The sequence below is a fragment of the Serratia sp. NA_112.1 genome, from assembly GCF_052691715.1.
Window position 1 is genome coordinate 68,299 of the sequence record NZ_JBQZFO010000009.1, and the last position, 21,186, is coordinate 89,484.

Annotated in this window: 20 protein-coding genes; 8 read left to right on the top strand and 12 right to left on the bottom strand. The window is 56.4% G+C overall.

All coding sequences use genetic code 11. From position 1 onward, the window contains the following. Positions 1–100 precede the first annotated feature (100 nt). Entirely contained in the window at positions 101–721 is a 621-nt protein-coding gene (gene rhtB, locus ACUTQ5_RS16970; protein WP_174354698.1) for a homoserine/homoserine lactone efflux protein, read from the top strand. Positions 722–847: 126 nt separating this feature from the next. Here rhtB and rhtC read toward each other — a convergent pair whose 3' ends face one another. The 3 genes from rhtC to pldA form a co-directional block, all read right to left on the bottom strand. After that, positions 848–1,474: a threonine export protein RhtC gene (gene rhtC, locus ACUTQ5_RS16975; RefSeq protein WP_445652198.1), complete on the bottom strand. Its 627-nt coding sequence runs from the start codon at positions 1,472–1,474 to the stop codon at positions 848–850. A 12-nt stretch (positions 1,475–1,486) separates the two neighbouring features. Continuing rightward, positions 1,487–3,319: an ATP-dependent DNA helicase RecQ gene (gene recQ, locus ACUTQ5_RS16980; RefSeq protein WP_445652199.1), complete on the bottom strand. Its 1,833-nt coding sequence runs from the start codon at positions 3,317–3,319 to the stop codon at positions 1,487–1,489. A 149-nt stretch (positions 3,320–3,468) separates the two neighbouring features. After that, positions 3,469–4,347, bottom strand: coding sequence for a phospholipase A (gene pldA / locus ACUTQ5_RS16985; protein WP_445652200.1), 879 nt, complete (start codon positions 4,345–4,347; stop codon positions 3,469–3,471). A gap of 201 nt (positions 4,348–4,548) precedes the next feature. Here pldA and ACUTQ5_RS16990 point away from each other — a divergent pair, with 201 nt between their 5' ends. Then, positions 4,549–5,019, top strand: a complete 471-nt coding sequence (locus tag ACUTQ5_RS16990; RefSeq protein WP_445652201.1) for a thioesterase family protein — start codon at positions 4,549–4,551, stop codon at positions 5,017–5,019. A gap of 64 nt (positions 5,020–5,083) precedes the next feature. Further along, positions 5,084–5,971 (top strand): EamA family transporter RarD, encoded by an 888-nt coding sequence (rarD, locus tag ACUTQ5_RS16995; protein ID WP_445652202.1) that lies wholly within the window; start codon positions 5,084–5,086, stop codon positions 5,969–5,971. An 8-nt stretch (positions 5,972–5,979) separates the two neighbouring features. On the opposite strand, the gene ACUTQ5_RS17000 is transcribed toward rarD, so the two are convergent. Both ACUTQ5_RS17000 and corA read right to left on the bottom strand, forming a co-directional pair. Continuing rightward, positions 5,980–7,038, bottom strand: coding sequence for an AbrB family transcriptional regulator (locus ACUTQ5_RS17000; protein WP_445652203.1), 1,059 nt, complete (start codon positions 7,036–7,038; stop codon positions 5,980–5,982). Between the two features lie 202 nt (positions 7,039–7,240). Continuing rightward, positions 7,241–8,191 carry a magnesium/cobalt transporter CorA gene (gene corA, locus ACUTQ5_RS17005; protein WP_445652204.1) on the bottom strand — a complete coding sequence of 317 codons (951 nt, stop codon included), beginning with the start codon at positions 8,189–8,191 and terminating at the stop codon, positions 7,241–7,243. Positions 8,192–8,636: 445 nt separating this feature from the next. Between corA and ACUTQ5_RS17010 the strand changes: the two genes are divergently transcribed. Continuing rightward, complete coding sequence (locus ACUTQ5_RS17010; RefSeq protein WP_445652205.1) at positions 8,637–9,134, top strand: WbuC family cupin fold metalloprotein; 498 nt, start codon at positions 8,637–8,639, stop codon at positions 9,132–9,134. Positions 9,135–9,265: 131 nt separating this feature from the next. Here the strand turns inward: ACUTQ5_RS17010 and uvrD are convergent, their stop codons facing one another. The 6 genes from uvrD to lptM all read right to left on the bottom strand — a co-directional run bounded on the left by uvrD (position 9,266) and on the right by lptM (position 15,043). Then, a complete protein-coding gene (gene uvrD, locus ACUTQ5_RS17015; RefSeq protein ID WP_218218128.1) occupies positions 9,266–11,428 on the bottom strand; it encodes a DNA helicase II in 2,163 nt (720 codons plus the stop codon). Between the two features lie 201 nt (positions 11,429–11,629). Next, a complete protein-coding gene (gene yigB / locus ACUTQ5_RS17020; protein WP_445652206.1) occupies positions 11,630–12,346 on the bottom strand; it encodes a 5-amino-6-(5-phospho-D-ribitylamino)uracil phosphatase YigB in 717 nt (238 codons plus the stop codon). Next, complete coding sequence (gene xerC, locus ACUTQ5_RS17025) at positions 12,346–13,257, bottom strand: tyrosine recombinase XerC (protein ID WP_445652207.1); 912 nt, start codon at positions 13,255–13,257, stop codon at positions 12,346–12,348. Before xerC ends, yigB begins: the two co-directional genes overlap by 1 nt. Further along, a complete protein-coding gene (locus ACUTQ5_RS17030) occupies positions 13,254–13,958 on the bottom strand; it encodes a DUF484 domain-containing protein (RefSeq protein WP_445652208.1) in 705 nt (234 codons plus the stop codon). The genes xerC and ACUTQ5_RS17030 overlap by 4 nt, the downstream gene beginning before the upstream one ends. Continuing rightward, complete coding sequence (gene dapF, locus ACUTQ5_RS17035) at positions 13,955–14,779, bottom strand: diaminopimelate epimerase (protein WP_020824769.1); 825 nt, start codon at positions 14,777–14,779, stop codon at positions 13,955–13,957. Before dapF ends, ACUTQ5_RS17030 begins: the two co-directional genes overlap by 4 nt. Positions 14,780–14,836: 57 nt before the next feature. Further along, positions 14,837–15,043, bottom strand: a complete 207-nt coding sequence (gene lptM / locus ACUTQ5_RS17040; RefSeq protein ID WP_017891271.1) for an LPS translocon maturation chaperone LptM — start codon at positions 15,041–15,043, stop codon at positions 14,837–14,839. Positions 15,044–15,121: 78 nt separating this feature from the next. On the opposite strand from lptM, the gene cyaY reads away from it, so the two are divergent. Next, a complete protein-coding gene (gene cyaY / locus ACUTQ5_RS17045; RefSeq protein ID WP_012004651.1) occupies positions 15,122–15,442 on the top strand; it encodes an iron donor protein CyaY in 321 nt (106 codons plus the stop codon). Positions 15,443–15,488: 46 nt separating this feature from the next. Here the strand turns inward: cyaY and ACUTQ5_RS17050 are convergent, their stop codons facing one another. Continuing rightward, positions 15,489–18,041: a class I adenylate cyclase gene (locus ACUTQ5_RS17050; RefSeq protein ID WP_445652209.1), complete on the bottom strand. Its 2,553-nt coding sequence runs from the start codon at positions 18,039–18,041 to the stop codon at positions 15,489–15,491. A 316-nt stretch (positions 18,042–18,357) separates the two neighbouring features. On the opposite strand from ACUTQ5_RS17050, the gene hemC reads away from it, so the two are divergent. Genes hemC through hemX form a run of 3 tightly spaced genes read left to right on the top strand, consistent with a single transcriptional unit; the run spans position 18,358 to position 21,184 of the window. Further along, a complete protein-coding gene (hemC, locus tag ACUTQ5_RS17055; protein WP_445652210.1) occupies positions 18,358–19,299 on the top strand; it encodes a hydroxymethylbilane synthase in 942 nt (313 codons plus the stop codon). Beyond that, positions 19,296–20,036 carry a uroporphyrinogen-III synthase gene (hemD, locus tag ACUTQ5_RS17060; protein ID WP_445652211.1) on the top strand — a complete coding sequence of 247 codons (741 nt, stop codon included), beginning with the start codon at positions 19,296–19,298 and terminating at the stop codon, positions 20,034–20,036. Before hemC ends, hemD begins: the two co-directional genes overlap by 4 nt. A 23-nt stretch (positions 20,037–20,059) precedes the next feature. After that, positions 20,060–21,184, top strand: coding sequence for a uroporphyrinogen-III C-methyltransferase (gene hemX, locus ACUTQ5_RS17065; protein WP_445652212.1), 1,125 nt, complete (start codon positions 20,060–20,062; stop codon positions 21,182–21,184). Positions 21,185–21,186 lie beyond the last annotated feature (2 nt).

A 21,186-nucleotide genomic window follows, 5' to 3' on the forward strand; every position in this document is an offset into this window, starting at 1 on the left:
GTGACCTCTGGCACAAGAAATAATACTAGCGTATTGTGATTCAATTCTTACAAAAACCGCATCATTTTGGCACAAATTGGCGCTTTCAGGGAGTACTGCAATGACCTTGGACTGGTGGTTAACCTATCTGCTGACAACTCTTATCCTCAGCCTGTCACCCGGTTCAGGAGCAATCAACACCATGAGCACCGGTATCAGCCACGGTTATCGTGGCGCAGCGGCGTCCATTGCCGGCCTGCAGGTTGGGCTGAGCCTGCATATCGTACTGGTGGGTATTGGTCTGGGTGCGCTGGTATCGCAGTCACTGCTGGCGTTTGAAATGCTGAAGTGGTTCGGCGCCGCCTATCTGGTCTGGCTTGGCATTCAACAGTGGCGCGCTGCAGGTTCGCTGGACTTGCATACGCTGGCAGGTACTATGCCGCGTCGCCGTCTGTTCCGCCGTGCTGTGCTGGTGAATCTGACCAACCCGAAAAGCATCGTGTTTCTGGCCGCACTGTTCCCACAGTTTATTTTGCCCAACCAACCGCAAGCCGAGCAGTATCTGGTGCTCGGTGTCACCACCGTGGTAGTGGATATTTTTGTCATGATTGGCTACGCCACGCTGGCCACCCGCATTGCCGGTTGGCTGAAGACGCCTCGTCAGATGCAGTTGTTGAACCGTATTTTCGGTTCACTGTTTATTCTGGTGGCCGGGCTGCTGGCTACGGCCAGAAAAGCCTGAAAATTCGAGTTTAGGCGTTATTGTCGCAGATAGGTTGGACGCGGCCAGCGCTCAGGACCCGGAGCATACATAAAGTACGTGAGGAGTCTGCGCACTGCCCGGGTACAACCTGGCAAGTAAAATAGCCTAACGGGTAAAGATCAGATGCAAGCCGAAACCGGTGAATAGCACACCCGCCAGCCCGTCAATCCACTTGGCCAGCCGTTGATAACCGCGGCGCATGGTCGGCAATGCAAACACCACCGCCACCAGGCTGAACCAGACAAAAGTCTCAGCGACGATCAGCAAGAACAAGCCCCAGCGGGCACCGGCACCGACGTCATCCCCTACAAACAGTGAAAATACGCTGCCGAAATAGATAACCGCTTTCGGGTTGGACAAGTTGGTCAGAAAACCACGGATAAAACTGCGCCCAGGCTTCGGCAAGGCCACTTTCACCTCCGCCGCAGGCACCGACTGGGCATTTTGAGAACGGGCGGAGCGCAACAGTTGCCAACCCATCCAGCATAGGTAAATCCCACCGCCAACCATGATAATTTGATGCAGCCAGGCCATTTTTTGCAGGATCAGGTGCAGGCCCATCAAGGCTACGCCCGCCCACACCACGATGCCCAATGAAATGCCCAGTACGCCCATCATCGCCTCACGCCGCGAGCGACTGGCGGCGGTTTGTGAAACAAAAAAGAAGTCCGGCCCTGGGCTCATCAGTGCAATCAGGTGCACCAGTGCCACGGTCAGAAACAGCATCAGCATGATTTATCGCCCTTAATCTTCGTCATTATCGAGGTGATCGCGGATCATCGCCATAAACGGCGCGCCAAAACGCTCCAGTTTGCGCTGCCCGACACCGTTAACACTTAACAGGTCGCCAGCCTTGATAGGCATCTGCTCCGCCATTTCCAACAGGGTGGCATCGTTAAATACCACATAAGGCGGGATATTTTCTTCGTCGGCAATCGATTTTCGCAACTTGCGCAATTTGGCGAACAGTTTGCGATCGTAATTGCCGCCGTAGGACTTTTGGTTACTGCTGCTGCGGGCCTTCAGGCTCTGGATGCGCGGTACCGCCAGTTGCAGTTCCAGCTCACCCCGCAACACCGGGCGCGCGGCCTCGGTCAGTTGCAGCGCCGAGTGCATGGCAATGTTCTGGGTGATAAAGCCCAGGTGGATCAACTGACGCAGCACGCTGGTCCAGTGTTCGGTGGTCTGCTCGCGACCAATGCCGTACACCGGCAGTTTCTCGTGTCCGTATTCGCGGATACGCTGATTATTGGAACCGCGCAGTACCTCGACAATGTATCCCAACCCGAAACGCTGGCCGACGCGATACACACAGGACAAAGCCTTGCGCGCATCTTCCAGCCCATCGTAACGCTTGGGGGGATCCAGGCAGATATCGCAGTTGCCGCAGTTCTGGTGTTTACCTTCGCCAAAATAGTTGAGCAACACCAACCGGCGGCAAGTTTGCGCTTCGGCGAAAGCCCCCATGGCATTCAACTTGTGACGCTCAATATCCAGTTGCTGCCCGGCAGGTTTTTCCTCCAGACAGCGACGCAGCCAGGCCATATCGGCCGGGTCATACAGCAGGATCGCCTCGGCCGGTAAACCGTCGCGGCCGGCGCGGCCGGTTTCCTGATAATAAGATTCGATATTGCGTGGAATATCAAAGTGCACCACAAAGCGCACGTTGGGTTTGTTAATGCCCATGCCGAAGGCGACGGTGGCGACTACCACCTGTAAATCGTCGCGCTGGAACGCTTCCTGCACCTGCGCACGGCGATCGTTGTCCAATCCGGCATGATAGGCACCCACACTCAGCCCACGGCTTTGCAGACGTGCAGTGGTGTCTTCTACCTTGGCGCGGCTGTTGCAGTAAATGATGCCGCTTTTGCCACGCTGGTCCTGCACAAATCGCCACAATTGGTCGAGCGGCTTGAATTTCTCCACCAGCGTATAGCGGATGTTTGGCCGGTCAAAGCTGCTGACCTGCACCAGCGGCTCCTGCAGTGCCAGCAGACGGACTATGTCACCCCGGGTCGATTCATCTGCGGTTGCGGTCAGCGCGATCACCGGCATATCAGGGAAACGTTGTTTTAACAGCCCCAATGCGCGGTATTCAGGACGGAAATCGTGACCCCATTGAGAAATACAGTGCGCTTCGTCTACCGCCAACAAGGCAGGTGGGTTACCGCCGAGCTGGTCGAGGAAACTGTCCATCATCAGCCGCTCGGGGGCGATATAAAGCATTTTGATCTGGCCGCTGCGACAACCCGCCATGACCTCAAGCTGTTGTTCGCGCGTCTGGGTCGAGTTATAGCAGGCAGCGGAGACGCCATAGGCCAGCAACTGATCGACCTGATCTTTCATCAATGAGATCAACGGGGAAACCACTAGCGTCAGGCCATCCATCACCAGCGCCGGGATTTGGTAGCACAACGATTTACCGCCGCCGGTCGGCATTACCACCAGGCAATCCTGCCCGCCGATCGCCGTGTTGATAATCGTTTGTTGACCCGGTCGGAATTGCTGGTAGCCGAAGGTATCGCGTAATACCTGCTCTGCCAGCAACTCTTTGTTTATCACTGCTGCGGTTGACACACCCTTCCCCACTTTGAACTATATACCCAAAGTAATTGGAGCTGCGGCAAGGCGGCAAGTACGTGAACCCCCGGGAGCTTGGCCAACCAAGTAACCGGGGTGAGTGTACGCAGCCAACACAGCAGCAGCTTCAAGTACGCAGGGTATGATTACATAATATCGTTAAGCATGACACCAACGCCAACCCGTGTCTGCCGGAAGTTGTAATCAATCAAGGATTCGCCGTAACCGCTGAACACCTGGGTATAGAAACGCACGTGTTTGCTGATCGGGTAGCTCCAGCCTAATTCCGCACCGCCGTAGCCGCTGTTCCAGTTGTAGTGACTGTCGACACTGAACACACTTTCACCCCAAGCGTAACCGACTTTCAGACGGTAATAGCCCATGTATTTGGTGATATCCGGGTTATCGTCGCTGCTGTCGCTCTCTGCGAAGCGGAACCAGGGTTTGAGATCCACCTGCCAGTTGCCGTTTTGCGCCATAAAGCGGGCATAACCGCGGTTCCAACTGCGGGAAGTGGGATCCGAGCGCCCGTTGGACTGGTGATTCAAGCCCACTTCAACGTCACGCAGTGTCCAGCCGGCGAAGCTGTAATCGGTCGCCCACCCCAGGAACACCTGCGGTTCGTAGTTGGTCTCACGGAACGGTGATGACTCACTGTGGTTGGAAAGCTGCCACCAGGAGCGCTGTGTATAAGACGCACCCAGCACCGAGTTGTCGCCCAGAATGCCACGCCATAGCGGGAACGCCAGGCTGAGCTGGTATTTCACCTCATCCTTGCGAGCATTATCAGCCCAGTTATAGGACTTGATGGCTTCTTTGTTGATATTGCTGGTATCGGTATACAGCACATAGTTGGTGTCGTACGGATACAGCGTGAATGGGTTGTCGTGATCCTGCAGCATATTGGCAATAATGCTGCCCCGCACCGCCGGCTTATCATGAATTTGCTGCTCTTTGGCTTCTTCTGCCTGTACCAGCGGAGCCGCCGCCAGCGTGGCCAAAACGACCCCGGTCAAAATGCGCATAACCTTCCTCACCCCAACATGAAATGACAAACGCTGAAATAAAAACAGGCCATTTTACACGCAAAGGGAGTTTTACAGCAGTGCGGCGTGTATTTATTGGATTAGTCTGGAAAGCAACAAAATATAGGCATAATATCAACAAACAGTTAACCTGGACTGACCAGTTAGCTTCCCCTACTACACAGAAAAGAATGGGTATTTATGTCTACCACACCACTGACTCTTGAAGCTGCCCGCCAGAAAATTGGCGAAATCTTTGTTTATCACATGCCGTTTAACCGCGAGCTGGGCCTGGAACTACGCCGCTTTGACGACGACTACGTGGAGCTGAGTTTCACCAACCAACCCAAACTGGTGGGCAATGCCGCCCAGAAAATTCTGCACGGCGGGGTGATTGCTTCGGTGCTGGACGTTGCGGCGGGTTTAGCATGTGCCGGTAGCGTACTGATGCGTCTGGATCCGTTGATCGAAGAAGAAGTCGCCACTCGCCTTTCCCGCATGGGAACCATCGATCTGCGCGTTGACTATCTGCGCCCTGGCCGTGGCGAGCATTTCGTCGCTGCCGCCAACGTATTGCGCAGCGGCAACAAAGTCGCGGTCGCCCGCGTCGAACTGCATAACCACGATGGCCTGCATATCGCCAGCGCCACTGCCACCTATCTGGTCGGGTGATTGTGTGCGGTGAGCGTCTTCAGTACACTCACCGCATCTCCGTTTTTCCCATCCGAGTAACGTCATGGACGCAAAGCAAACACGACAGGGCATCTTCTTTGCTCTGGCCGCCTATTTTATTTGGGGTATCGCCCCGGCCTATTTCAAGCTGATCCAGCAGGTGCCTGCTGACGAGATCCTCACCCATCGGGTGATTTGGTCGTTCTTCTTTATGCTGGCACTGATTACTCTCGGACGTAACTGGCCACAGGTGCGGGCTGCCTGCCAAGACCACAAACGGCTATTATTGCTGGCGGTGACCGCGCTGCTGATCGGTGGTAACTGGCTGCTGTTTATCTGGGCGGTGAATAACCATCATATGCTGGAAGCCAGCCTGGGTTATTTCATTAATCCGCTGGTAAATGTGCTGCTGGGGATGTTGTTCCTGGGCGAACGCTTCCGTCGTATGCAATGGCTGGCGGTGATACTGGCATTCGCCGGCGTGTTGATTCAGCTGTGGCAATTCGGTTCGCTGCCGATTATCGGCCTGGGGCTGGCATTTAGCTTTGCGTTCTACGGTCTGCTGCGCAAGAAGATCGCCATCGACGCGCAAACCGGCATGCTGATAGAAACCCTGTGGCTGCTGCCGGTCGCGGCGGCGTATCTTTTCCTGTTCGCCGACAGCCCGACCAGCCACCTCGGCGCCAACCCTTGGTCGCTGAACCTGATGCTGGTGGCAGCCGGCATCGTCACCACCGTACCGCTGCTGTTCTTTACCGCCGCAGCCACCCGCCTGCGCCTGTCGACACTCGGCTTCTTCCAGTACCTCGGCCCCACGCTGATGTTCCTGCTGGCCGTCACCTTCTACGGTGAAACCGTCGGTCAGGACAAGCTGGTGACCTTCGGCTTTATCTGGGCGGCGCTGCTGCTGTTTATTCTCGACGCGCTCTACACCCAGCGCAAACTGCGTTGATTTCAGCGTCAAGTTGAGGCCGGCGTTGCGTGGTTGGAGATAAACCGCGCCATCGCTGGCCCTGTAAGCAGAATGGTGAATAAACGCAGCGTCTGCATTGCCATCACAAAAGACATGTCGACCCTGCTTCCCGCCGCAATAATCGCCACGGTATCCAGCCCACCGGGGCTGGTAGCCAGATAGGCAGTCATCAAATCTACCGGCAGAAAGTGCGTCAGCATCCACGCCAGCAGGCCACAAAACAGCATCAGCGCAGCGATCGACACCACCATCTGCGGCAGGGTCCGCAATGCCAGCAAAAATATCGGCCGGGTAAAACGCAGCCCAACGCTCCAGCCAATCAGCGTGTAGGCTAACGCCAACAACCATTCTGGCACTTGTAACTCCATGGTACCGCTGGAATGCAGTGCCGCACCGATGATCATCGGCAACAACAGTGCACCGGAAGGAATACGCAACCGTGGCCCTAGCCAGGCACCGACAATGGCCACACCCAACGTTGCCGGGAAACGCCAGTCCAGCGACGGAAACCACTCCAGCGCCGCACTACCGTGCCCCGCCTCATCACCCAGCCCAATGCGGGCCACCATAGCTGCTGCGGTCGCAACAAACAGCACCCGCAAATACTGCATAAAGGCCACCAGTCGAACATCCGCGCCAAAATCCCCGGCCATTGCCACCATCGCCGACGCTCCGCCAGGCGATGAGCCCCAGGCACCGGTCGGCCCAGGCAGGCTGCTAAAACGCACCAGACACCAGCCGGAAATGCCACTGGCCAGCAGCGTGGCGATCAGCACCAGCAGCACCAACGGCCAGTCGTCGAGTAACGGCGTGAGAATAGCGGGAGAGAGGCTTTGTGCGATCATGCAGCCCAGCACCGCCTGTGCGGCGATAAACAGGTAGCCAGGGATGCGAACCGAGGCCCCCAACAGCCCCATGGCTACGCCGACAATCATCGGCCCCAGCAACAGCGCAGCGGGAATATGGAGGGTTTGCAGGCCAAAACCTAACGCCAGCGAAACCAGCAGCAGGAGCAACCATTGAGACCAGCGGGGCAATTTCTCCATCAAAACTCACGCCTTACGGACTGATGAGACGAGGCGACATTGTACCCCTATTTAGCAAGCTAAGGGATAATGAACCCTGATTCTTTAAACGTAGCGCGCACAGTCAAATTGAGTGCGGACAGTGCGCAGGCCCCGGAGCATACACGCAGTATGTGAGGAGGGCGAGCACTGCCCAAGCTCAAGTTGGCAAAGCGCGTTTCGTTTAAAGCCAGTTTTTGCGTTTGAAGTACAAATAGGGGGCCAGCCCCGCCAGGATCATCAGGCTGATAGCGCCAGGATAACCGAACGACCATTTCAGCTCCGGCATAAACTCAAAGTTCATCCCGTAGCTCGAGGCCACCAGCGTTGGCGGCAGGAACACCACCGAAACCACCGAGAAGATCTTGATGATGCGGTTCTGCTCGATGTTGATAAAGCCCATCGCCGCCTGCATCAGGAAGTTGACCTTCTGGAACAGGGATTCGTTGTGCGGCAACAGGGATTCGATGTCGCGCAGCACTTCACGCGCCTGTTCGAGTTGGCCCGTCGGCAAACGTGCCTTACGCACCAGGAAGTTCAGCGCCCGTTGGGTATCCATCAGGCACAAACGGACTTTCCAGCCGATATCTTCCAGCTCGGCCAGCGTCGACAGCGCCTCGTCGTATTCATCGCCCTGATGGCCTTCCATGATCACCCGGCTGAGCTTTTCCAGATCGCTGTAGACGTTTTCGATCTCGTCCGCCAACTGCTCAATCTTGGTTTCGAACAAATCCAGCAACAGCTCGTAGGCGTTGCCGTCAACCATCTTCAGATTACGGGCGCGCATGCGATACAGACGAAATGCCGGCAGTTCGCGCTCACGCAGGGTATACAGGCGACCATCGCGAATAGTGAAAGCCACGGTGGAGTTGCCGGCATGGTCTTCCGCATCTTCAAAATAGAAGAAGGAGTGAATATGCAGACCGTCTTCATCTTCGAAGAAACGCGCCGAGGCTTCGATGTCATCCAGCTCCGGGCGTGTCGCCAGGCTTTGACCCAGCTCGTTTTGCACGCGCTCACGTTCGCCTTCTTCCGGCTCAACCAGGTCAACCCACAGTGACGTAGTGAGGTCATCGGAGTCATCCAACTCCAGACGGGACAGGCGGCTGTTATCTAATTTAAACGCGCTCAGCATCTGCTAAAACTCCCTTGGGTTGACAGGGGTAAACAACGCGTGGAAGCACAGAAACAGGGGGATGTTGTATCACCAGCTTGTTTCAGACCATGAAGGATCTGACTCATAGCGACACTGAAGAGGTCGCCGACAACCACGAAGGCTATCAGCTCAATGGGATAGCCTTAGAAGTTGCACCTGTTGTTGTCCAGGTCAGTGAGCCAGTATCTACTGGGTGTGTCCAAGGCGTATGTCCTCATTGATAATAGTGCGCGCATGTTACGCCGAGAAGAAAAAGCCTGTCAACCGGTTAGGCGCGATAATTGCGCAACAATTCATCGCTAAAACCGATGGGGGAAAATCAGCAAAATCTGCGATAAAGGGTAACGAAAAAGCTGCGACGATCTCTGACCACGCCCGAGAATGTTGCTAAGATTAGGCCACGATAAGCTTGCGGACTTTACCGATGAAACAAATTACTGCCCACGACCTGACCAGCATGAGTGAACAGGCCGCAACAGTGGCACGCCTGCGCGCGCACCGTACGTTACACGAAGAGTTGAGCGACCCGGTACAGCGCCTGGCGATTGCCATGGAACCCGGCACCTATATCCGCCCCCACCGCCATCCGCAAACCTGGGAGCTGCTGACACCGCTGCGCGGCCGCTTTGTGGTGCTGCAGTTTAACGAGGACGGCGTCGTCACCCAGCGCACCCTGCTCGGTGAAGAAACCAAAGTGCTGGAGATGCCGGCGTTTACCTGGCATGCCGTGCTGTCGGTTGATCCGGGTGGCGTGATTTTCGAAGTGAAACAAGGGCCTTACCAGGCGCTGTCGGAAGAAGACTGCATGCCGTGGGCACCGCAGGAAGGGGCAGAAGGTACCGAAGCAGTGATGCGTTGGTACGCCACCGCGCAAATTGGCGACCACTATAACCCGTCGTCTTTCAAGCCACAGCGTTGTTGACTGCGTTCATTCACCCCAGTCGCTTACCCGAGTAAGCTCCTGGGGATGAACGAACTGGTCGCCTAGCTGCAACTTGAAATCCATAGGGTATAGTTGCAGCGCTGTTATCCGCAAACGTTCGGCTCTGTTTGTTACACCGCCTCCAGGCGGGCGTAAGCGGCCACCAGCCACTTGATGCCTTCGCCCGGGAAAGCAATCTGCAGCCGGCTGTGTTCACCGCTGCCTTCCAGATTGACGATGGTCCCTTCACCAAACTTGGGATGCCGCACGCGCTGGCCCAGCTTGTAACCGGTGTCGTTTTCACTGATCGGCGTGCCCATGCGGCGGTGATTCGCCGGCCGTGAGACACTGGCGCGCAAACGTACTTCTTCCACGCACTCTTCCGGCAGTTCACCGATGAAACGTGAAGGCCGGTGATAAACCTCTTTGCCGTACAGACGACGGGTTTCGGCATAGGTCAGCGTCAGTTTCTGCATGGCGCGCGTCAGCCCGACGTAGGCCAGGCGGCGCTCTTCTTCCAGCCTGCCGCCTTCGTCCAGCGACATCTGGCTCGGGAACATCCCCTCTTCCATGCCGACAATAAACACCTGCGGGAACTCCAGCCCCTTCGCCGAGTGCAGGGTCATTAACTGCACCGCGTCCTGATAAGCATCAGCCTGCCCCTCGCCCGCTTCCAGCGCGGCATGTGACAAAAACGCCTGCAGCGGCATCAGATCCTGATCTTCATCCTGATAGCTGTACTGACGCGTTGCCGTCACCAGTTCTTCAAGGTTTTCGATACGCGCCTGACCTTTTTCGCCCTTCTCCTGCTCATACATGATGAACAGCCCCGAGTCGCGGATCACCCGATCGGTCTGGACGTGCAGCGGCATATCGGCGGTTTCGTGCGCCAGTGAGTCCACCAGTTCGGTAAAGCGTTGCAGCGCAGATGCCGCACGCCCGGCCAGCACCTTGTCCTGCAACAGTGCGCGAGTGGCCTGCCACAGGGTCAATTGACGATCGCGCGCCGTACGACGCACCTCGTCCAGCGTCCGGTCGCCAATGCCGCGCGTCGGCGTATTCACCACGCGTTCGAACGCTGCGTCATCGTTGCGGTTGGCGATCAGCCGCAGGTAGGCCAGAGCATCCTTGATCTCCTGACGCTCGAAGAAACGTTGCCCGCCGTAAATACGGTATGGCATCGCCGTTTGCAGCAGCGCCTCTTCCAGCACCCGTGACTGGGCGTTGCTGCGATAGAGGATGGCACAGTCATTCAGCGCACCGCCGTTTTCCTGCCAGGCTTTGATGCGGCCTACCACGAAGCGCGATTCATCCAGTTCGTTGAAGGCACAGTAGACTGATATCGGCTCGCCTTCGCCGCCTTCAGTCCACAGGTTTTTACCCATGCGCCCGCCGTTGTTGGCGATCAGGGTATTGGCCGATTTCAGGATATTGCTGGTCGAACGGTAGTTCTGTTCCAGAAGTACGCTTTGCGCACCGGGGAAATCCTTCAGGAAGCGTTGGATATTCTCCACCTGAGCGCCACGCCAGCCGTAGATCGACTGGTCATCGTCACCGACGATCATCACATTGCTGTTATTGCCGGCCAGCAGGCGGATCCAGGCGTACTGAATGCTGTTGGTGTCCTGAAACTCGTCCACCAGCACGTTGGTGAAACGTTCACGGTAATGATTGAGGATATGCGGCTTGTTAAGCCACAGTTCGTGCGCACGCAGCAACAGTTCGGCAAAGTCCACCAGCCCGGCACGATCACAGGCTTCCTGATAGGCCTGGTAGATACGCAGCCAGGTCGCCTCCACCGGATTGTTATAGGTTTCAACGTGCTGCGGACGTAGGCCTTCATCTTTTTTGCCGTTGATGTACCACATTGCCTGTCGCGGCGGCCATTGCTTTTCGTCGATATTCAACGCTTTGACGATACGCTTGAGCAGGCGGAACTGGTCGTCGCTGTCGAGAATTTGGAAATCTTGCGGCAAGTTGGCATCCAAATGATGAGCGCGCAGTAGCCGATGAGCCAGGCCGTGGAAGGTACCAATCCACATGCCGCCCTGGCTGGTGCCAATCAAGTGTTCGATACGGTGGCGCATTTCCGCCGCCGCCTTGTTGGTAAAGGTCACCGCCATAATGGAATACGGCGAGCAGTTCTCTACCGCCAGCAGCCAGGCGATGCGATGCACCAGCACCCGGGTTTTACCGCTGCCCGCGCCGGCCAGTACCAACAGGTTGCCACGTGGCGCCGCCACGGCTTCGCGTTGTTTTTCATTCAGGCTGTCGAGCAGATCGGAAACGTCCATAGGCACCATTAATTGGTAAGGGAAAGCGCGTCAAAAATGCGATTCCACTGTGAATTTATACAGAGTCAATTTGGGATTATACCCGAAATAATTGAAGTTGCAGCAAGGCGGCAAGTGTGTGAGTCCCCAGGAGCTTACTCAAGTAAGTGACTGGGGTGAGTACACGTAGCCAACACAGCTGCGGCTTCAAGTATGAAGGGGTTATAACAATGCTGTCAGCGATGCCAACTGAGTGAGCTCAATATGTGGCAACAGACGGCTGTCGGCGGCCTGCATCAGGCTGCGCTGGCGGTCGTTGATCCAACAGGCCTGCAGGCCGGAACGCAATGCCCCGGCGACGTCGGTGGTCAAATCATCACCCACGTGAAGGATCCGTTCAGGGGCTACCCCCAACCGCTCGGCGGCCAGTTGATACATGTCCTGATAGGGCTTGGCGCGGCCATCTGGCCCGGAGCGCAGCACAAACTGGAAGTAACCATCCAGCCCGCACAGTGCTGGATCGGCATTGCCGTTGGTGATCGCCACCAGCGGGAAACGTTCACCCAGTGCTTTCAGGGTGGTATGGGTCGCGTCCGGCACCTCGATGCGACTGCGCCACAGCGCGAAGTTCTGCATCGCCGCATCGGCACCGTCGGCGGCTTCGGCATCACGCAGCCCCTGACGGCTCAGCGCCAAATGGATAGCACGCCAGCGCCACTGGGTGACATCATGATAAATTTCCGGATCCTGCTCACGCAGTTCCTGGCGCAGGCGATGAAAATCTGCCGACTGGAAGTGGTTCAGCCCAGGATGGTAGTTCTGCAAAAAGGCCACCGACTGCAGCTCGGTCTGCTTGATCACCGGCCGATTGTCATACAACGTGTCGTCCAGATCAAAAGTCAGCGCTGCCAGCGGTCGTAACGGACGATAAAAATGCATCAGGATTTCCCCCGTTTGGCGCGTGGATGCGCAGCATCGTACACGTTCGCCAGATGTTGAAAGTCGAGGTGGGTGTAGATTTGGGTGGTGGTCAGATTGGCGTGACCGAGCAGCTCCTGCACCGCACGCAGATCGCCGCTCGATTCCAGCATATGGGTGGCAAATGAGTGGCGTAGCTTGTGCGGATGGATATGGCTGTTAACGCCCTGTTTGACGCCCCACTCGGCAAAACGCTTTTGCACGTTGCGGGTCGAGATGCGCTTGCCCTGATTAGACAGGAACATGGCATCGTCTGATGGCCCGAACAAATCGCGCATCGCCAGCCAATGTTCAAGCCAGGTCACTGCAGTGCGGCCCACCGGCAGCTTGCGTTCCTTGCTGCCCTTCCCCAACACCCAGATTTCACCGGCGGCCAGATCGACATGGCGGCAATCGAGCCCCACCAATTCCGAAAGACGCAGCCCGGCACCGTACATGACTTCAAGCATGGCGCGATCGCGCACCGCCAACGGATCGTTAAGATCGATATTCAGCAGCTGATTCATTTCATCGACGTCGATGTTCTTCGGCAGATGACGGCCGCTACTTGGCGTTCGGATCCCTTTGGCGGGGTTGGCAATCAGCATACCCTGGCTGACCTGCCAGTCGAGAAAACTGCGTAATGCCGACAGGCGCAGTGCGAGGCTGGAAGACTGTAATCCGGCACGTTTGCTGCGTGCCGCAAGCTGACGGACTTTGGCAGCGTCCAGCAGCGGCCACTCCGTAACGCCAATGTCCTGCGCCAGCGCCAGCAGCGCCTGCAGTTGACGCGAATAACTCAGCTGGGTGAGCGGGCTGAGCTGGCGCTCGACCTTCAGATAGCGCAAAAAAGCGTCCACCGGCTGTTGCAGGCTGGCCGCCAGCGGAGTCATGCGCGTTCGACCCAGCGTTCCAGCAGTTCCGGTAGCATACGCGCCAGTTGATTGAGCATCACCGTACCCATACCCTGCTGGTAGTGTTGTGTATCGCGGCTGCTGAAAATCACCATGCCCAGTTCGCCGTCTTCACCCAGCATCGACAGCGCTACCGAACCGACCAACTTGGCCTGGGGCAGCAGCAACAGCAGCTCAGGGCCATTCAGGCTGCCGAGGAAATGCTGTTGGTCACCCAGGCGCTGAATGCGCAGCGGTTCGAACGACGAACGCGTCAGGGCAAGGTGAGTGAAATCGGAAGGCGCACCGATTTTCCAGCTTTCAGAAAACAGGCGAATATTGGCACCGGCCAAACCGAAACCCCGCGCCCAACGCTGCAGGCGATTAAGCATATCCTGCAGGCTGTCGGCGGTGGCCAGATTAGCCTGCAAATTCAGCAAGCTGGCAAACAGCGTTTCGTTGGCGCTGGCCTGCTCCATCAGCAGGGTGATTTCTTCTTCCAGCCGGTTGATATGGTTACGCTGGCGGGCCAGATGCCACTCGACCAGCGACACGGTACCGCGAACGGGATGGGGAACGCGCATCTGTTCCACCAACCGCGCATTGCGGATAAAGAAATCCGGGTTTTGCAGCAGAAACTGCATCACGGTGTCGTCGTCAAGCTCGATGCCTGCGACAGCCTGGTCCTCAACACTCTTCATAGATGAATAAATCCGTCATATACATGGGTTGCCGGACCGGTCATAAACAGCGGACTACCCGGTCCTTTCCAGCGAATATGCAGGCTGCCGCCCGGCAGTTCTACATGCACCTCTTCTGACAGCAATTCCTGTTGGATCCCCACTGCCACTGCCGCGCAGGCACCGCTTCCACAGGCCTGGGTTTCGCCGGCACCGCGCTCATACACGCGCAATTTGATGTGCTCACGGCTGACAATTTGCATAAAACCAATATTGGCTCGCTCAGGGAAGCGCTCATGCCCTTCCAACACCGGCCCGAGCAATTCCACCTTGGCGGTTTTTACATCATCCACCTGTAAAACACAATGCGGGTTGCCCATCGACACCACGCCGCACAGCACCGTATGTTCCGCCGCGCGCATAATGTAAGTCTTTTCTTCTTTGGTCGCGCGAAAGGGCACCGCCTGCGGATCGAAGTTCGGCTCACCCATGTTCACACATACCAAATCGTCATCGGTGACACTCAGCACCATACGCCCGGTCTGGGTGCTCACGCGAATATCGCGCTTGTTGGTCAGCCCTTTCAGCCGCACAAAGCGGGCAAAACAGCGAGCGCCGTTGCCGCACTGCGCCACTTCACTGCCGTCGGCGTTAAAAATGCGGTAGTGGAAATCCAGTTCCGGATCGTAAGGCGGTTCTACCACCAGCAGCTGGTCAAAGCCAACGCCCAGATGCCGATCGGCCAAACGGCGGATCAGCTCGGGTGAAAAATAGACATTCTGTGTAACGGCATCGACCACCATAAAGTCGTTGCCCAGACCGTGCATTTTGGAGAACTGCATATCATACTCCGCTATCCGTCTTGGTTTGCGGTGGCCTGTGCCGCCGCAAATAGGGTGTTACTGAGCGCTCATCGACGGTTTTTGCTGAGAGCTGGAAAGTTCCTGCTGATTTTTCTGTACCTGTTCGCCGGTCTGAACCTGAGTAGCCGGTTTCTTAGTGCTGGCCGGATCGGCCGGCGGGAAGTACAGCGGGCCTTTCAGACCACAGCCGGAGAGCCCGGCAAGCAGAACTGCCATCAGCGCATAGCGTAGTTGTTTTTTCATTTGCATTAATGCCTGTAATTCATGCGTCCAAGGTCTCTATAATCGCAGGTGGATCATGAAAAGCAATAGGAATTGAATATGAACGACAGTGAGTTTCACCAGTTGGCTGACCAACTGATGCTTAATATTGAAGAGACACTGGACGATTTTGACGGCGATGCGGATATCGATTACGAAACCAACGGCGGCGTAATGACGTTAAGCTTCGAAAATGGCACAAAAATTGTCATCAATCGCCAGGAGCCACTGCATCAGGTTTGGCTGGCAACCAAGACCGGCGGCTATCACTTTAATTACCGTGATGGCGTGTGGCTTTGCGATCGCAGCGATCGTGCGTTTTATCCGTTGCTAAGCGAAGCCGCCAGCGCACAGGCCGGCGAAGAAGTGAAATTTGCCTGAAAATAGCCGCACTCACAGGGGCTCAGTTAACTGAGCCCCTGTGATGTCAGTGCAGCTGGAACTGCTGTTTCAGCGGCTGAGCCGCGCCGGCGGCCAGCGGAACACACAGGCTCGACAACACGTTACTGCGGAATGGAATCACCTGAGTGCGTCCATCAAGCTGCACTATCTGGTAGAACTGCGGCAAATTGAAGTTGATAAAACTGGAACCGTAAGTGAAACGATCGTGCGAGGAAGAGTAGAAACGGCTGACATCGCGCACCAGTTCCTCTTTACTGCCTTCACAATGGTGATAAACCTCAACCCGGTTCGACTCATCCAGAATATAGATGTTAAAGCCTTTGTCGTCCGAAGTGTCTTCAAAGAAGAATTGAATGATCCCCTCACTGGCGAAGCCATCCACTACCGGCGGCAAATGCACCTGATCGGTTTCCACTTTGATCGACAGGCCATGCAATTTGTTGTTGGAAATCGCCCCGTAAAATTCCACCGCGTTTTCCAGCTTTTGCACCGACACACTCAGCCGCTCAAAGAACAGGCCCCAGGTCTGACCGGCAACCCGCACCGCTTTAAAGCGGCCCGGTTCCAGTCGGGTGCTGGACAAGCGCAGTTCAATGCACTCTGACACCAGCTGCTGAATACGGGTACGGATTAAACCGCGCAGATGCTGGCTGTAGCAGAACACCTCTACCGATTCCGGTGGGGCGGCGTCCTGATGCATTTTGCCGAGAATGGTTTTCAAGGCTTCCAACACCGATTGCTCACCGCTGAAATGCAGAGTACGCACTTCGTTCCAGGAGTTGCGGTACAGCAGATCGATACTGCCCACCAGGCACTGTTGTTGCTGGCCAAAGCTGAACACATCGAGCTTGCGGAAATCGAAATGCACCACCTGATTGCGGAAGGCGGCAGTCGGATCGTTTTCCAGATTGACGATAATCGCCAGATGGCGAATTTCACACGGGCTGTACAAGGCTTTGGGCGTGGGTGCCGCCAGCCGCAGCGGGAAGTGGTGCGACACGTCGGCCACCAGTTCCTGCAGTTTAGCGGTATCGCACAGATTGCCGCTCTTGATATGCAAACGGGTCTTCGGCGTCAGCAGGCCATTGAAATAAGCCCAGGCCACCAGTTTGTTCAGGTAGCGGTTATATTCCAGCGGTTGATGGCTGACGATCGAGTCCATGGCCGGCGCCTGGTTGTACAGGTACCAGCCGGTACGGTTGGCGCGGCCAACCGGCACGTGAATAAAGGTCAAGTCGTCTTCTGACAGGTCCGGCGAAATCTGCGGGTTCACCAACGTCACCTTGCCGGGCAGCGCTTCAAACGCGGCGTACAGCTTGCGGGTCAGCACGCCGATATCCTGCGGGCTGGCGCTGACGCTGAGGTTGTTGCGACGGGCGAAGCGGATCAGGTTGCGGTAGCTTTGCATCATCGCATCCAGCAGTTCGTTGTGCGCTTCCCGCACCCGTCCGATTTTCCAGTTGGCGCGATTATCCAGGATAGCCAGACGCTCTTCGTCCCAGCCCCATTCACTGACCAACTGGCTGAGGATCTCACGACGCCAGCCGACGCATGCGTTGGCACGCGACAGTTTTTCACAGACTTTCAGGTAGAAACAGCGGCGGACCAGATCAAGGCGGGTGGTATCATTGATGGCGTTCAGATAATGCGTGACGCGTTCGAGCATCATACAGTAGGCGTCAAGACCAAAGCAGACGATCTCACCCTGATGCAGGCGCTGTTTGATGTCCATCGCCAACAGTTGAGTATTCGGGTATTCCCAGGAATAAGCTTCCAGTAACAGGGTCTTCAGCACCGCCTTGTAAGGCGAGTCGATACTTTTGTACAATTGCCACAGGCTAGCACCGAAGTATTCTTCCGCCGACAGCGTACCCAAACCACCGAGATCCAGCCATTCATTTGGCGTTAACGCGCCTTGCGAGTACAACGACAACACATACTCATCGTAGTGCGCTTCTTCTTCGCCCGGCACCATGTTCCACAAAATACGTTTGCCTGCCAAGCGCACCGCGGTACGGTAAAATTCGTCCAGCAGCAGGATATGTTGGGTAGAACCGCAGTCTTCACCGCCCAGGCTACCGCTTTCGTTATGGCGGAAGCGGTTTTCATCGATCAGGAAGAAGCTGACCTCGACCCCCATCGACGCCGCCCATTTTTCCAACAGGCTGCATTTCTGCTGCAGGCGGTTACGCTCTTCGTTATCCAGCCAAGACTGGTGGCACACCCAGATGTCGAGATCCGAGCTACAACTCTGGCCGATCGACGAGGTGCTGCCCATCGAGTAAACCCCGGTAATCGGCAGTTCACCGCTGGCCGGTTTGTCAAACGGGCTGCCCCATTTGTCTTCTAAATCGTTGAGGTAATCTTGCTGGGTTTCATCAGGCGTGTAGATACAAACGCCATGGGGAACGTTACCGTTCAGATAACCTGGCATCAGTGGGTGGTGGTGGTGCAATAAGGTAGGCAGCAGACTGTATACCCGTTGGAACGCGGGCTTCATGGCCGCTAGGGCGCGATCGATTCGTAATTGATTGATCGCATCCAGTCTCTGCTTCAGTGTCTCGATGTAGAGGTACAAGACGTCTCGCCTGATTATCCCGGTATTTAGAAAAAAACCCGTATTCCTTAAGCGCCGTTAGTGTTGGAAGAATATTTGGCAACTTATTGCTGGAAACGTGATCAATCTAACACCTTGCTGATTGACCGTAAAGGAAGTAACGCTTCACTATTATTGTAGCGCCATTCCAAACGATTTACCCGCAGTGTTAACTGCCCCAAAACACATCACACGTCCCGTTGATTCCGTTGTCCTTTCTTCGCCTGCGGCTTCTTGCACTGACAGTTTTCACACGCAGTGGTAGGATGAACGGCGAATTATAAAAACGGTACCAAGCATGTTAGACAAAATTATTCGAATTGCCACCCGACAAAGCCCACTCGCTCTCTGGCAGGCACATTATGTGCAGCAGCGCCTGATGGCCAGCCACCCCGGCCTGCAGGTCGAACTGGTGCCAATGGTGACGCGAGGCGACATTATTCTGGATACGCCACTGGCGAAAGTCGGTGGTAAAGGGCTGTTTGTTAAGGAACTTGAGCTGGCGTTACTCGATGGCCGCGCCGATATCGCCGTCCATTCGATGAAAGACGTCCCGGTAGATTTCCCCGCCGGCCTGGGTTTGGTGACCATTTGCGAGCGCGACGATCCACGCGACGCATTTGTATCCAATCGTTTCGCCTCGCTGGATCAACTGCCACAGGGCAGCGTGGTCGGCACCTCCAGCCTGCGCCGCCAGTGCCAGTTACGTGAGCGTCGTCCGGACCTGATCGTGCGCGATCTGCGCGGCAACGTTGGCACCCGCTTGTCAAAGCTGGACAACGGGGATTACGACGCCATTATTCTGGCAGTCGCCGGGCTCAAGCGCCTGGGACTGGAACAACGCATCCGCAGCCCGCTGAGCCCGGAAGAGTGCTTGCCGGCGGTCGGTCAGGGTGCAGTGGGCATTGAGTGCCGTCTCGACGATGAAACCACCCGTGCGTTACTGGCCCCACTCAATCACGTCGTCACCGAAACTCGCGTTCGTGCCGAACGTGCGATGAATACCCGGTTGGAAGGCGGTTGCCAGGTGCCGATCGGCAGCTATGCCGAACTCGATGGCGACAGCCTGTGGCTGCGTGCGCTGGTAGGCTCCCCGGACGGTAGTCAGATGGTGCGCGGTGAACGTCGCGGCCCGGCAGCGCTGGCAGAACAAATGGGCATTGAGCTGGCTGAAGAGTTGCTGGCACGCGGCGCTCGCGAAATTCTACAGGATGTTTATCAGGGGAATCCTCCAGCATGACGATTCTGGTAACCCGCCCTTCTCCTTCGGGAGAGCAATTGGTTAGCCGACTGCGTGCGCTCGGCCGGGTTGCCTATCATGCCCCGCTGATCGACTTCGCCCCTGGCGGCGATCTGCCCAAACTGCCGCAGGCGTTGCAGCAACTCAATGATGGCGATTTGGTGTTTATCCTGTCGCAACATTCGGTCAGCTACGCCAACTCGGTGATGGGTCGCGTTGGGCTGCCCTGGCCTGCCCGGTTGACCTATTATGCTATCGGCCGTAACACCGCACTGGCGATGCACCGCATCAGCAGCCTGCCGGTGGAATATCCGCGCGAGCAGGAAATCAGCGAAACGCTGCTTCTGTTGCCGGCTTTGCAGAAGCTGGACGGTAAACAGGCATTGATCCTGCGCGGCAATGGCGGGCGTGAGCTGCTCGGCAACAGCCTGAATGAGCGCGGCGCCGCCGTCAGCTATTATGAATGTTATCAACGCAGCCCGGTGCACTATGATGGCAGCGAGCAAAGTGCCCACTGGCAACGTGCCGGTGTTGATACGCTGGTAGTCACCAGCGGTGAAATGTTACAACAGCTCTATACTTTAGTTCCTGATTACTACCGTTCATCGTGGCTGTTACGTTGCCGCCTGGTAGTGGTGAGTGAACGCCTGGCTACCCTCGCCCAGGAATTGGGCTGGAGCACAATTCGGGTAGCTGATAACGCCGATAATGACGCGCTGATCCGCGCGCTACAATAAACCTGACTATGGGATGTGCCACTATGACGGAACAAAATACCCCCTCCGCCCCGGTTGAAGAGCCAACCCCAGTGGCTGATAGCCCCAAGCCACCAGACGCTAACCCGCGTAAAGGTAAAAATACCGGCCCGGTATTGGGCGCAATCGCCATCGTGCTGGTTATTGCCCTTGGCGCGGCTGGCTATTACCACACACATCGACAGGCACAGCAGCTGATCGCCGCCAATCAAAACTTGCAGCAGCAGCTCGAAGCGCTGAAACAGAGCCAACAGCAGGAAAAAAATGCGCTGGAAGGCCTGTTACAGCAACAGGGAAAAACGCTGGATGCCGCCGACCGCGAGCAAGCGACCCTGACGCGACAACTGAGTGAACTGCAAGAAAAAGTCGCCATCATCTCCGGCAGCGACGCCAAGACCTGGTTACTGGCGCAGGCCGATTTCCTGGTGAAAATGGCCGGGCGCAAACTTTGGAGCGATCAGGACGTGACCAGTGCAGCGACGCTGTTGAAAAGCGCCGACGCCAGCCTGGCGGACATGAACGACCCAAGCCTGCTCGAGGTGCGTCGCGCCATCACCGAAGACATCAGCACGCTGTCCACCCTGACCCAGGTGGATTTCGACGGTATCATTCTCAAGACCAATCAGTTATCCAATCAGGTTGATAACCTGCGCCTGGCGGATAACGACAGTGACGAAGCGCCGATGGATCAGGACAGCAATGAGCTATCGAGTTCAATCAGCGAATGGCGGCAAAACCTGACCAAAAGCTGGCACAACTTTATGGCCGACTTTATTACCGTTCGACGCCGTGATAGCAGTGCCGAACCGTTGCTGGCTCCGAACCAGGACATTTACCTGCGCGAGAATATCCGTTCGCGCCTGCTGGTCGCCGCTCAGGCGATCCCACGCCACCAGAACGAAGTGTATAAACAGTCGTTGGAAACCATCTCTACCTGGCTCCGCGCCTACTTTGATACCACCGACCCGGCCACGAAAGCTTTCCTGGAAGAGTTGGATGCCCTGAGCCAGCAGTCAATCACCATGGACGTGCCGGATCAGTTGAAAAGCCAGCCACTGCTGGAAAAACTGATGCAGAGCCGGGTGCGTAATCTGATGACCCAGTCCCCTGCCGCTCATCAGGAGGGATAAGC